This window comes from Sphingomonas sp. M1A8_2b (assembly GCF_053345535.1).
This window is the reverse complement of the sequence record NZ_JBKFAH010000003.1, coordinates 533,999-546,903: the sequence shown is the minus strand read 5'-3', so window position 1 is coordinate 546,903 and position 12,905 is coordinate 533,999. Positions and strand designations below refer to the sequence as shown.

Below are 12,905 nucleotides of genomic sequence, written 5' to 3'. Positions count from 1 at the left end.
GGAAACCTCCAAACAGGAATGAACACTCGTTACTTACATTGATGTAAATAGGTTTCCCGGTCCGTGACGTCAACACCGCGCAAGCGACTCTCCCCCACCGAATCGCGTGAAGCTGCCGTCGAGGCTGCGCGAGCCCTGCTTGTCGAGAGCGGTCCCGGCGCCGTCACGCTCAAGGCCGTCGCAGGCCGCGTCGGGCGGACGCACGCCAATTTGCTCCACCATTTCGGCTCGGCCGAGGCGCTGCATACCGCGCTGATCACGCGGATGGCGGCGGATATCGTCGGCACTATAGGTGCAGCGGTGCTGCGCGTGCGGGCGGGCGAGTTGGACCCGCGAGAGGTCGTGGAGATGACCTTCGACGCGTTCGGCAAGGGCGGCGCGGGCGCGCTGGCGAGCTGGATGATCCTGTCGGGCAATACCGATGCGCTCGACCCGATCCTGACCGCTATCCACGATCTCGTCGACGAGCTGGCGGAGGGTGACATGCCCGGCGATCAGCCGATCCAGGAGCAGACGCTGACGCTGGTATTGATGGCACTCGGCGATGCGCTGATGGGAGCACCGATGGCGCGTGCGCTCGGGTTGCCGGTCGGCAAGGCACGCGAACTCGCGCTCGATGCGTTGCTCGCCAGCAAGGACGCGGCTGCCCCTTCCCGCTGCTGAGCGCATCGGTTCGGGGCTCGAATCGCGAGCCGAATCGCAGAGGGTGGAGATTTTCGCCAATTTCGCTATGGGGCGGCGATGCATTTTCTAGACCAAGCCAAGATCTACGTACGTTCGGGTGAGGGCGGCCCCGGTGCCGTCAGCTTCCGCCGCGAGAAATATATCGAATATGGCGGCCCCGACGGCGGCAATGGCGGCAAGGGCGGCGACATCGTGTTCGAATGCATCGCCGGCCTGAACACGCTGATCGACTTCCGCTACACGCAGCATTTCCGCGCGCCACGCGGCTCGGGCGGATCGGGTTCGAACCGCACCGGCGCGGGCGGCAAGGACCTCGTCATCCGCGTTCCGCTCGGCACGCAGGTGCTGTCGGAGGACAAGGAAGAGGTGCTGATCGACTTCACCGAGGTCGGCCAGCGCGAAGTGCTGTTCCGCGGTGGCGATGGCGGGCGCGGCAATGCGAGCTACAAGACCTCGACCAACCGCACCCCGCGCCAGCACGGCACCGGCTGGCCGTTCGGCGAGGCGTGGGTCTGGCTGCGGCTGAAGCTGCTCGCCGATGCGGGTCTGGTCGGGCTGCCGAATGCGGGCAAGTCGACCTTCATCAACCAGGTGACGAACGCGCAGGCCAAGGTCGGCGAATACGCCTTCACGACCACGCGGCCGCAGCTGGGCGTGGTGCGCCACAAGCAGCGCGAGTTCGTGGTCGCGGATATTCCGGGGCTGATCCAGGGTGCGGCGGAAGGTGCGGGGATCGGTGATCGGTTCCTAGGGCATATCGAGCGGTGCCGGGTGCTGCTGCATCTGGTCGATGCGAACGATCGTGACGTGGCCGAATCGTACCGGATCGTCCGCGACGAGCTGGAGAATTACGGCGAGGGGCTCACCGACAAGAAGGTGATCGTCGCGCTGAACAAGATCGACATGCTTGATCCCGAGCTGATCGCGGCGCTGTCGGCGGAGCTGGCGGAAGCCAGCGGTGCCGAGGTGATGGCGATTTCGGGCGCGAGTGGTGCTGGTATCGAGGCGGTGCTGGACCAGCTGATCGAGGCGATCGGGCCGGCTCCGGGCGCGGCGAAGGAACTAGAAGAAGGCGAAGTGCCGGTCGCATGGTCGCCGCTTTAGCGTCTGCCTTAGCCCTCTCCCCTGCGGGGAGAGGGTTGGGTGAGGGGCTGTTTCCGGCGGCACCGTTCGTGGCTGCCCCTCACCCCGGCCCTCTCCCCGCAGGGGAGAGGGAGCAGTGATGTTTCCACCTTCGTCTTGCGCGAGGCTTATCGTGAAGATCGGGTCGGCGTTGCTCGTCGATCCTGATGGGAGCGTTCGGCGGGAGTGGCTGGCCGGGCTCGTCGCCGACATTGCCGCTCGGACTGGCGACGGCCAGCAGGTCGCGATCGTGTCGTCCGGCGCGATCGCCTTAGGCGCGCGGCGGCTCGGCCTCGCCAAGGGTGGCCGGGCCAGCCTCGAGGATGCGCAGGCTGCGGCGGCAACCGGCCAGATCGCGCTGAGCCAGGTCTGGGCCGAACTGCTCGCCGCGCAGGGGCTGAACGCAGCGCAGATGCTCGTGACGCTCGACGATCTCGAAGACCGTCGCCGCTATCTCAACGCCGCCGCGACGCTCAACCGGCTGTTGTCGCTGAAGGTCGTACCCGTCATCAACGAAAACGACAGCGTCGCGACCGAGGAGATCCGCTTCGGCGACAATGACCGCCTCGCCGCGCGGGTGGCGCAGGCGGCTGGTGCGCAGGGCGTCATCCTGCTGTCCGACGTCGACGGGCTCTACACCGCCAACCCGCATACCGACCCGTCCGCGACGCATATCGCCAGCGTGGGCCGGATCGATGCGGTGGCGGGGATGGCGGACGATGGGTCGGGTTCGGGAATGGGGTCGGGCGGGATGGCCTCGAAGATCGCCGCGGCGCGGATCGCGACCGGCGCTGGTATTCCGCTGGCGATCGCGTCGGGGCGGATCGAGCATCCGCTCTCCACCCCTGCCCGCCACACGATCTTTACGGCCGAGCGGACGGCGTCTGCACGGAAGGCTTGGCTGGCGGGGGGGCTGACCGCGAAGGGTGCGATCCATGTCGATGCGGGGGCTGCGGCTGCGCTTGGTCAGGGACGGAGCTTGCTCGCCACTGGTGCGACCCGAATCGATGGCGGGTTCACGCGCGGCGATCTGGTGACGATTGAAGGGCCGAGCGGGACTGTCGCACGAGGGCTCGCCGAGTATGACGCGGCCGACACCGCACGCCTGCTCGGTCGTCATAGCGACGACCACGCTGCAATCCTTGGCTACGCGCCAAGATCCGCACTCGTGCACCGCAATCACCTGGCGCTCGTATGACCGGCCGGGCCTTGTTCACCCGCGAAGGCGGGTGCCCAGACTGGGCACCCGCCTTCGCGGGTGAACATACTTCTACTGCTACCTCGGGAGCGCCGTCATGATCCTGGCCATTACCGGCGGCACCGGGTTCGTCGGCAGCCATTTGATCGACCACGCGCTCGAGATGGGCCACACCGTCCGCGCGCTCGCCCGCAAACCGCAGGCCAAGCGGATCGGCGTGACCTGGATCGAAGGCGCGCTCGATCGGCCCAAGAGCCTCGCGGCGCTGGTCGAAGGCTCGGACGCGGTGATCCACGTCGCCGGCGTCGTCAACGCGCCCGACCGCGCCGGCTTCGCCAAGGGCAATGTCGCCGGCACTGAAGGCATCCTCCAGGCGACGAAGCACGCGGGCATCCGCCGCTTCGTCCATGTCTCCTCGCTCGCCGCGCGCGAACCGTCGCTCTCCAATTACGGCTGGTCGAAGGCGGAGGCGGAAACGCGCGTGCAGATATCGGCGCTGGACTGGACGATCGTCCGCCCGCCCGCGATCTTCGGCCCGCGTGACCACGAGCTGCTCGACGTCTTCAAGGCGGCACGATCGGGCTATGTGCCGATGCCTCCTAAGGGCACGCGCGTCTCGCTGCTATATGTCGAGGATCTGACCGCGCTGCTGCTCGCGCTCGCCGAGAGTGCCGACGCACCGTCGATCATGGAGCCCGACGACGGCACGCCCAACGGTTGGGACAATCGCCACTTCGCGCGCGCGATCGGCGTGGCGGTGAACGGGGCGGTCGGCAAGTCGGTCAAGGTGTTCTCCACGCCGCGCGCGCTCCTGACGCTGGCGTCTGCCGCCGACCGGCTCGTTCGGCGGGGCAAGGCCAAGCTCACCCGCGACCGGGTCAGCTATTTCTGTCACCCCGACTGGGTTTCGCACAAGCCGCCGCCGCCCGCGCTCTGGACGCCCTCGGTCCCGACCCCGCAGGCGCTCGCGCAAACCGCAGCGTGGTATCGCGCGGCGGGGCTGCTATAGCGCCGAAAAGCCGCCGCAATTTCCTGCCAGAGATGTGTGCGACACCGAAGGGAATAGCATGAGCGACCGTCAGCAGATCTACGACACCGTCACCGCGCAGATCGAGCCGTTCAACAAGAAAGGCGTCGCGCTGACAGATGCGACGACGTTCCAGGGCGATCTGGAGTGGGACAGCCTGACCGTCATGGATTTCGTCGCCGCGATCGAGGACGAGTTCGACATCATCATCACGATGAACATGCAGGCCGAGATCGAGACCGTCGGCCAGCTGGTCGATGCGGTCGCGAAGTTGAAGGCCGCCTAACACTACCCTCCCCCGTTCGCCCTGAGCGAAGTCGAAGGGTGGCCCCGTGAGGCGAGGCTTCGACTTCGCTCAGCCCGAACGGGGTGGGGGAAAAGACGACACATTCCAACCTCATGGAATCTAACATGACCGAAGCCGCCACCACCGCCCACGCCCTCCCCGTCGACGCCCCCGAGGTCGCCGCCGAACGCGACCTCATGTCGAAATTCGACGCGCTGATCGCCGAACGCGAGGCGCTGATCGCCAGTGGCGTGCGCAATCCGTTCGCGATCGTGATGGACGAGGTGAAGGGCCCGACGGAGGCGGTGATCCGCGGCAAGGACACGATCCTGCTCGGCACCTACAATTACATGGGCATGACGTTCGATCCCGACGTTATCCAGGCGGGCAAGGACGCGCTCGACGCGTTCGGGTCGGGCACCAACGGCAGCCGGATGCTCAACGGTACGTTCCACGATCATGTCGACGTCGAGCAGGCCCTCCGCGAATTCTACGACATGACTGGCGCGATCGTGTTCTCGACCGGGTACATGGCCAACCTCGGGATCATCTCGACGCTCGCCGGCAAGGGCGAATACGTCATCCTCGACGCCGACAGCCACGCCTCGATCTACGACGGCTGCAAGCAGGGCAATGCCGAGATCGTCCGCTTCCGCCACAACGACGTCACCGATCTCGACAAGCGGCTCGGTCGTTTGCCGAAGGAAGCGGGCAAGCTGGTGGTGCTCGAGGGCGTCTATTCGATGCTCGGTGACATCGCCCCGCTGAAGGAAATGGTCGCGGTCGCCAAGAAGCATGGCGCGATGGTGCTGGTCGACGAGGCGCATTCGATGGGCTTTTTCGGCCCCAACGGGCGCGGCGTGTACGAGGAGATGGGGCTGACCGACGAAGTCGATTTCATTGTCGGCACCTTTTCGAAGTCGGTCGGCACGGTCGGCGGGTTCGTCGTGTCGAACCACCCGAAGTTCGAGATGGTGCGGTTTGCGTGCCGTCCGTACATCTTCACCGCCTCGCTGCCACCGTCGGTGGTCGCGACCGCCGCCGCATCGATCCGCAAGCTGATGACCGCGCACGACAAGCGCGCGCAGCTGTGGAAGAACGCGCGCCGGCTGCACGGCGGGCTGAAGGCGATGGGCTTCAAGCTCGGAACCGAGACGTCGGATTCGGCGATCATCGCCGTGATCCTGACTGATCAGCAACAGGCGATCGCGATCTGGCAGTCGCTGCTCGAGGGCGGGCTGTACGTGAACATGGCGCGGCCACCCGCGACGCCGGCCGGCACCTTCCTGCTCCGCTGTTCCCTGTGCGCGGAGCATACCGACGAGCAGGGCACGACGATCCTCGCGATGTTCGAGGCGGCGGGACGCGCGGTCGGCGTGATCGGCTGACCCTTGATCCTCCCCCGCAAGGGGGAGGTGGCTGGCGCTTGCCAGACGGAGGGGGAGGTAAGGGAAAACCCTTGTTCCGTGTCCTCCCCCTCCGTCACCTTCGGTGCCACCTCCCCCTGGCGGGGGAGAATCGGAAGGGCCGCCTCCCCCCTACAATCGAAGTCATTGCGCGATGGCGACGGCGCGCTAGGATGGCGGCCTGATGCGAAATGAGGCCGAGACTGCGGCACTGGGTGACGGGACGACGTGGCGGACCGTCATGCTGGTCGCGATGGGGCTGCTCGGCGCGGCCGTCCTCGTCGCGCTCATCGTCACGCTCGGCAATGCCAACCGCGAGCGGGATCGCGCGCTGCGGCTGCAGGCGCACAGCTACGACGTCATGATCCTCGCGCGGACGCTGTCGGGCACGATCGCACGATCGGAGGCTTCGCTCGGCCGCTACGTCATCAGCGGCGACAAACAGCTCGGTCAGCTCTATTTCGACGAATGGCTGCTGGCGGGCACGCAGATCGACCGGCTCGACCAGATCACCAACGACAATGTCGAGCAGCAACCGCGGATCGACCGGCTCCGCGCCGCCTATGACGCGCGTGGCCGCGAACTGTCGCTGACCGCGCTGAACACGAGCTACGGCAGGAACGGCCAGGCGCTCGCGCGCTATTACCAGGCGCGGAAGGCACCGACGCTCATCGAAATCAACCAGACGCTGGACACGCTAATCGCGCGGGAGCGCGCGCTGCTCGACGAACGGACCGCGACCGCGATGGGGTCGGTCGAGCGCTCAAGTTGGGTCGCGGGGGTGCTGGCGCTCTTCGGCGTCTTGATCGTGCTGGGGGCGATCCTGCTCGGCTGGTTTACGATCCGCGCGGTCGGCGAACGCGGAGTCGCGCAGGCCGATGCGGAACTCGAACGCGAGCGTGCGGAGACGCTGACCACCGCGGTCGCCACCGCCACCGCGGAACTGCGCGTGCAGGAGGCCAAGCTGCGTCAGGTCCAGAAGATGGAGGCGGTCGGCCAACTCACCGGCGGCATCGCGCACGACTTCAACAACATGCTCGCGGTCGTGTTGGGTGGTCTCGAACTGGCGAAGCGCAGCCTCGCCAGCGATCCGACCACCGCGCGTCGCCATATCGAGAGCGCGACCGAAGGTGCCAACCGCGCCGCCGCGCTGACCCGTCGCCTGCTGGCCTTCAGCCGCGAGGATTCGCTGAAGCCCGAGACGATCGACGCCGCCGCGCTGGTCGCCGGGATGTCGGATCTGCTCGACCGGACGCTCGGTGACGCGATCACGATCGTCGCGCGCGAAGAGGTGACGGGCTGCTGCGTCCGCGGCGACCGGGTCCAGCTGGAGAACGCGATCCTCAACCTCGCGGTCAACGCGCGCGACGCGATGAACGGGCGCGGAACGCTGACCATCGTCACCGGCACGGCAATGCTCGCGGCGAACGAGGTCGGCCAGTGCACGGCGGGCGATTACGTCACGATCAGCGTCGCGGACGATGGCTGCGGCATGACCGCGGACATCGCCGAGCGCGTGTTCGAACCGTTCTTCACCACCAAGGAGGTCGGCAAGGGCACCGGGCTCGGCCTCAGCCAGATCTTCGCGCTGGTCCAGCAGCTTGGCGGCCAGGTCGAGTTGGTGTCGACGCCGGGCAGCGGGACGGCGATCACGCTGTACCTCCCGCGCGCGGCGGACACGACGGCCATCCCCGTCGTGCCCGCGCCGATCGTCGCGGTCGTGCCGGTACCGGCAGCCCTGCCCGAAGCGTTGCAGGTGCTGGTCGTCGAGGACGATCCGCGCGTGCTGGCCGCGACCACCGGCGCGCTGGAGGAGATCGGCTACGACGCGATCGCGTGCGACGATCCGCTGGCCGCCCCTGCGCTGCTCGCCGCGCACCCGGCGATCGGGCTTATCATCTCCGACGTGCTGATGCCGCGCCAGACCGGGCCCGAGATGATAGCCGCGCTGAGCCCACTCTACCCGCACATTGCCGTGCTGTTCGTGACCGGGTTCGCGGGCGAGGCTAACGCCAGCCAGTTCGGCGGGCATGAGGTCCTGCGCAAACCGTTCACGCTCAACGGCCTGGAGCGCGCCGTGGCGACCGCGCTGGCAGCGGAACGGCCGGCGGCAAGCGACCGAATCGCCGCGGAATAGGCGCGCGGCAGGACGGCGGACGACGTCACCCGAAGGCGGTGCGATTGGGGATGACGCCCCGCCCGCGCATCCCTATACCCCCACGATCCAGCATACCGAGCGCCGTCCCGCATGAAATCCATCGACCGTTACATGGCCCGGCTGATCGCGGTGCCGCTCTTGTCGACGCTGCTGATCGCGGTGATGCTGTTCGTGCTCGATCGCATGCTCGGGTTGTTCAATTTCGTTGCCACCCAAGGTGGGCCGATCAGCGTCGTCTGGCGGATGCTCGCCAACCTTCTCCCCGAATATCTCGGGCTCGGTATTCCGATCGGGCTGATGCTTGGCATCCTGCTCGCGTTCCGCCGGCTCGCGACCTCGTCCGAGCTCGACGTGCTGCGCGGCGTCGGCATGAGCTACAACCGGCTGCTGCGCGTGCCGTACATGTACACGATCGCCCTGGCACTGACGAACCTGGCGATCGTCGGCTATGTCCAGCCGATCGCGCGCTATTATTACGAAGGGCTGCGCTTCGAATTGCGCACCGGCGCACTCGGCGCGTCGATCAAGGTCGGCGAATTCACCAATCTGGGCAGCCGGATGACGCTGCGGATCGAGCAGAGCAAGGACAAGGGCCGCGAACTGTCAGGGATCTTCGTCCATGCGTCGAGCCAGAATGGCGACTGGCTCGGCGTGACCGCGGAGAAGGGCAAGTTCCTCGCGACCGACGATCCCAACGTCATCACCTTCCGATTGGCCAACGGCACGCTGATCCACAATCGCCCAGAGTTCAAGACACCGCGCGTGCTGACCTTCACCAGCCACGATCTGCCGATCAACCTGCCCAAGTTCGAGAGCTTCCGCGTGCGCGGCGGGCGCAACCTGGAATATACGCTGCCCGAGCTCGCCCGGCAGGGTCAGCGCGCGCCGACGCTGGAGCAGCGCGAGGGCAGCCGATCGGAGTTCCATTTCCGCTTGGCCGAAGTCGCGTCGATGTTCCTGCTGCCCTTGCTCGCGCTGGCGCTGGGTGTGCCGCCGAAGCGATCGACTTCCGCGCTCGGCGTGTTTCTGTCGATCGTGATGATCGTCACCTATCACAAGGTGAACCAGTACGCGGCCGACATCGGCGAACTCGGACGGATCGATCCGATCATCGCGCTATGGGTACCGTTCACGATCTTCGCGGGGCTGGTGCTCTGGATGTATTACACGATCGCCTATGTTCCGGGCGGCCAGCCGATCGGCGCGCTCGAACGCGTCTTCTCCAAGTCCTTCAAGGCCATCGCCAAGCGTATGCCCGGACGCCGCAAGGCAAGCGTCGCATGAAACTCGTCAGCTTTTTCCCGTCGCGCACGGTCGCGATCTACATGGGCCGGATGTTCCTGTTGCGGACGTTCGCGGTCCTCGCCGCGCTGGTCCTCGTGCTGCAGGCGCTCGACCTGCTGAGCGAGTCGGGCGACATCCTTGCCTTCCCCGGCAATGGCGATGCGCAGATCTGGTATTACGTGTCGTTGCGCGTGCCGCAGATCATCGCCCGGTTCCTGCCCTTTTCGGTGCTGCTCGGGACGATTCTGACGCTGATCACGATGAACCAGAACAGCGAGATCGTCGCGTTGAAGGGGTCCGGTCTGTCCGCGCACCAGGTGCTGGCGCCGCTGCTCGTCGCCAGTCTGGGCGTCGCGGCGATCAGCTTCGCCTTCAGCGACCACGTCGTCGCGCGCGCCACCGCCACGCTCAACCAGTGGCAGAAGGTCAATTACGGCAAGCTGCCGATCGATCGCGGCGACCGCGCGAACGTGTGGGTCCGGGATGGCGACGATCTGATCGAAGTAGCGCAGATACGCGGACGCGGCGCGGCGACGCGGCTCGGCGGGATCACGCTGTACGATCGCACCGGCGGTAATCTCGTGGCGATCCTGAGCGCGGATCATGGGCGGCGCGTCGAGGGCGGCTGGCTGGTCGGCCCCGCGACGCGGTTCGAGGTGGCGCACGGTACGCTGACCAAGCTCGGCTCGGTCGTGATCGCCAAAAACGTGCGCCCGGACCAGTTCACGCTGGCGTCGGTCGACGCGGACGGCCTGTCGTTCGGCGCGCTGAAGTCCGCGATCGGCGACCTGTCCGATGCCGGCCGTCCGACCAAGGGGCTCGAGGGGTCGCTCTGGCACAAGCTGTCGGGGCCGTTGTCGGCGGTGCTGATGCCGCTGCTAGGTGCCGTCGCGGCGTTCGGGATCGCGCGATCGGGCAAGCTGTTCGTCCGCGCGGTGATCGGCATGGGCCTCGGCTTCGCGTTCTTCGTCGCCGACAATTTCGCGCTCGCGATGGGCAATCTGGGCGTCTACCCGCCGTTCCTCGCCGCCTGGGCGCCGTTCCTGCTGTTCTTCCTGATCGGCGAGGCCGTCCTGATCCGCTCCGAGGAATAAAAAAGGGATCGCAGCGCGGCGCTGCGATCCCTTGGTTTCTGTCGCTTGGCATTCGATCGCGTCAGCGGCGGATCATCGTGCTCCGCGCGATCTTGCCTACCAGCCCCGGCAGACCGGGATAGCTCGCCTTGTGATACGGCGACATCGCGTCGAGTTCGGCCGAGATCCGCCGATGCGCCTCGCCGAGCGCATGATAGGGCAGGCCCGGGAGCAGATGATGCAATGCGTGATAGCGCAGCCCGACAGGCGCCCACAGCGCGGGCAGCAGGGCCGGCGGCGGCACGTTGACGGTGTCGAGATACTGGGCGGTGACCGTCATCACTTCGCCGTCATTCTCCCAGAGATGCGCGACCAGCGTGCGGACCTGGTTGATGACCGCCGCCGCCGACGCCACGCAAAGGAACGTCAGGAAGGCGCGCAACGGCAGGACGCCGGTGGCGGTCAGCCCGATCAAGGTCAGCGCCCACAGGCTGGCGGCGACCTCGAGGCGGTTCCAATAGGTCTTGGCGTCCCCTTCGGGACTGCGACGACGGAATTGCGGGTTGATCGCAAGCGCCGAATAGCGCTCGACCACCATCGTCCGCAGCGTCGGCGACAGCAGCGACAGCGGCGACAGCACCGCATAGCGGAACAGCAGCGCGATCGGGGCGAGCGCCGATACGACGATGAACAGCGGCAGCGTCCACGGCTTCATCAACGCAAGCGGCAGATATTCCGGATCCTCGACCGTGCCGTAGCGGGTCTTCGCGTGATGCAGGTTATGGACCCCTTCGTACATGAAGGACGGTGTCAGCAACGGCACGCCGACGAGGATATTCCACCCCAGCCGGAAGTTCGGCACCGCGGCGTGCTTCATGTGGCTGACTTCATGGATGAAGCTCAGCCCGCGGTAGATGCCCAGCATCGCGACGATACCGGCGACGATCGCGACCGCAGTTGAGCCCGAGGTCGCCGCGACGACGAGCGCGCCGTAACCGATGACCACCGACGCGATCAGATCGGCCCAATACACCGCGGGTCGCGGCTTCACGAGATCGCGGGTCAAGTCGGCGGCGGCGCGCAGCATCACCTTGTCGTCGGCGATCCGCACCATGCCGCTGCCGGCAACGGGGCTGACGCCGGCGACGGGTGTGACCGGAGCGGCCATGCCGCGCGAAAGGCTGAGCGAAGAGTCCATGGGCGTATCCATTGTCCGAACATAGTGGCCGCAGCGTGGCATTTACAGGCGCGGCAAATGCATCAAATTCAAAGGAAAGGCGATCACAGTGACCGCACACGGCGATCACGCAAAGGTAACCGACAGCGGCCGTCTTCGGTACCGGGCCGGGATGGAGAGACGATGTACGAGTCGCTCGCCTTTGTCGATGCGTCTGGCTAGATACCCGCGTCCAGGCGCACAGGAACGACACATGGCGAAATTTACCATCCGACCGGTCGAGACCAAGAAGGATCGCAAGATCTTCATCGATCTCCCGTTCCGTCTCTACGCCGATGACCCGAACTGGGTGCCGCCGCTCAAGTCCGAAGCGCTCGGGCTGATCACGCCGGAAAAGAACGGCTGGTTCAGCCACGCCAAGGCGCAGTTGTTCCTCGCCGAGGAAGAGGGCCGCGTGGTCGGTCGCATATCCGCGCACATCGATACGCTGGCGCTGACGATGCCCGCCGAGCAAGGCTTCGGCCCCGGCGTCGGCCAATGGGGGCTGATGGAGGCCGAGCGGCAGGACATCTTCCAGGCGCTGCTCGCGCGCGCCGAGCAATGGCTTCGCGATCAGGGCATGACGCGCGCGCTCGGGCCGATCAGCATGTCGATCTGGGAGGAGCCGGGCCTGCTGATCGACGGCTATGATCACCCGCCGACGATCATGATGGGCCACGCCAAGCCCGAATATCGCGGCTGGATCGAGTGGGCGCAATATCGCCCGATCAAGCGGTTGATGACCTATGAGGTCGATATCACGAAGCAGTTTCCGCCGATCGTCCAGCGCATTATCAAGTCGGGCGAGAAGAACCCGCGGATCGTCATCCGCGAGGTCGACAAGACGAAGTTCGAGGAGGAGGCCGCGATCATCCTCGCGATCCTCAACGACGCGTGGCGCGACAATTGGGGGTTCGTCCCGCTGACCCCGCCGGAGATCAAGGACGTCGGCGTGAAGTTGAAGCCGATCGTGTTCAACGACCTGATCCGCATCGCAGAGCTGGACGGCAAGCCGGTCGCCTTCATGATCACGCTTCCCGATCTGAACGAGGCGATCAAGCCGCTGAACGGCAGCCTGCTCCCGTTCGGCTGGGCCAAGCTTTTGTGGTGGCTGCGCAAACCCAAGGTGCGGACGGTGCGCGTGCCGCTGATGGGCGTGGTAAAGGAGTTGCAGGCGTCGCGGCTCGCGAGCCAGCTCGCCTTCATGATGATCGAATATATCCGCCGCGCCTCGGTCGAACATTACGGGGCGGTGCGCGGCGAGATCGGCTGGATTCTCGACGACAACCAGGGCATGCGCTCGATCGCCGAGACGATCGAGAGCCGGGTGAACAAGGTGTATCAGGTGTACGAGCGGACGCTCTAGCCGCGCGGATCGGGGCGATAGCGATTGGAGCCGAGGCTGCCTGGGAACGGCAAAGATTGAATGTCGATCGCGCGTCCCGGCGCGC

11 protein-coding genes are annotated in these 12,905 nt (G+C 66.4%); 10 read left to right on the top strand and 1 reads right to left on the bottom strand.

The window, feature by feature from the left end:
* Positions 1–63 precede the first annotated feature (63 nt).
* From ACLBWL_RS14915 to lptG, 9 genes are all read left to right on the top strand, one after another.
* Positions 64–663: a TetR/AcrR family transcriptional regulator gene (locus tag ACLBWL_RS14915; protein WP_447794321.1), complete on the top strand. Its 600-nt coding sequence runs from the start codon at positions 64–66 to the stop codon at positions 661–663.
* Positions 664–741: 78 nt separating this feature from the next.
* Positions 742–1,788: a GTPase ObgE gene (gene obgE, locus ACLBWL_RS14910; protein ID WP_056055836.1), complete on the top strand. Its 1,047-nt coding sequence runs from the start codon at positions 742–744 to the stop codon at positions 1,786–1,788.
* A gap of 118 nt (positions 1,789–1,906) precedes the next feature.
* Positions 1,907–3,004 (top strand): glutamate 5-kinase, encoded by a 1,098-nt coding sequence (gene proB / locus ACLBWL_RS14905; protein WP_447794426.1) that lies wholly within the window; start codon positions 1,907–1,909, stop codon positions 3,002–3,004.
* Positions 3,005–3,101: 97 nt separating this feature from the next.
* Positions 3,102–4,013 carry an NAD-dependent epimerase/dehydratase family protein gene (locus tag ACLBWL_RS14900; RefSeq protein ID WP_447794319.1) on the top strand — a complete coding sequence of 304 codons (912 nt, stop codon included), beginning with the start codon at positions 3,102–3,104 and terminating at the stop codon, positions 4,011–4,013.
* A gap of 58 nt (positions 4,014–4,071) precedes the next feature.
* Complete coding sequence (locus ACLBWL_RS14895) at positions 4,072–4,317, top strand: acyl carrier protein (RefSeq protein ID WP_055880859.1); 246 nt, start codon at positions 4,072–4,074, stop codon at positions 4,315–4,317.
* Positions 4,318–4,442: 125 nt separating this feature from the next.
* The gene (gene spt / locus ACLBWL_RS14890; protein WP_447794316.1) at positions 4,443–5,705 is read left to right on the top strand and encodes a serine palmitoyltransferase; all 1,263 of its coding nucleotides are present in this window, start codon (positions 4,443–4,445) and stop codon (positions 5,703–5,705) included.
* Between the two features lie 202 nt (positions 5,706–5,907).
* Positions 5,908–7,860: an ATP-binding protein gene (locus ACLBWL_RS14885; protein ID WP_447794314.1), complete on the top strand. Its 1,953-nt coding sequence runs from the start codon at positions 5,908–5,910 to the stop codon at positions 7,858–7,860.
* Positions 7,861–7,971: 111 nt separating this feature from the next.
* On the top strand, positions 7,972–9,165 hold the full coding sequence (gene lptF, locus ACLBWL_RS14880) for an LPS export ABC transporter permease LptF (RefSeq protein ID WP_447794312.1): 1,194 nt from the start codon (positions 7,972–7,974) through the stop codon (positions 9,163–9,165).
* Complete coding sequence (gene lptG, locus ACLBWL_RS14875; protein WP_447794310.1) at positions 9,162–10,259, top strand: LPS export ABC transporter permease LptG; 1,098 nt, start codon at positions 9,162–9,164, stop codon at positions 10,257–10,259. The genes lptF and lptG overlap by 4 nt, the downstream gene beginning before the upstream one ends.
* A 61-nt stretch (positions 10,260–10,320) precedes the next feature.
* Here the strand turns inward: lptG and ACLBWL_RS14870 are convergent, their stop codons facing one another.
* The gene (locus ACLBWL_RS14870; protein ID WP_447794308.1) at positions 10,321–11,448 is read right to left on the bottom strand and encodes a fatty acid desaturase family protein; all 1,128 of its coding nucleotides are present in this window, start codon (positions 11,446–11,448) and stop codon (positions 10,321–10,323) included.
* A gap of 220 nt (positions 11,449–11,668) precedes the next feature.
* On the opposite strand from ACLBWL_RS14870, the gene ACLBWL_RS14865 reads away from it, so the two are divergent.
* Positions 11,669–12,820: an N-acetyltransferase gene (locus ACLBWL_RS14865; RefSeq protein ID WP_447794307.1), complete on the top strand. Its 1,152-nt coding sequence runs from the start codon at positions 11,669–11,671 to the stop codon at positions 12,818–12,820.
* Positions 12,821–12,905: the final 85 nt, after the last annotated feature.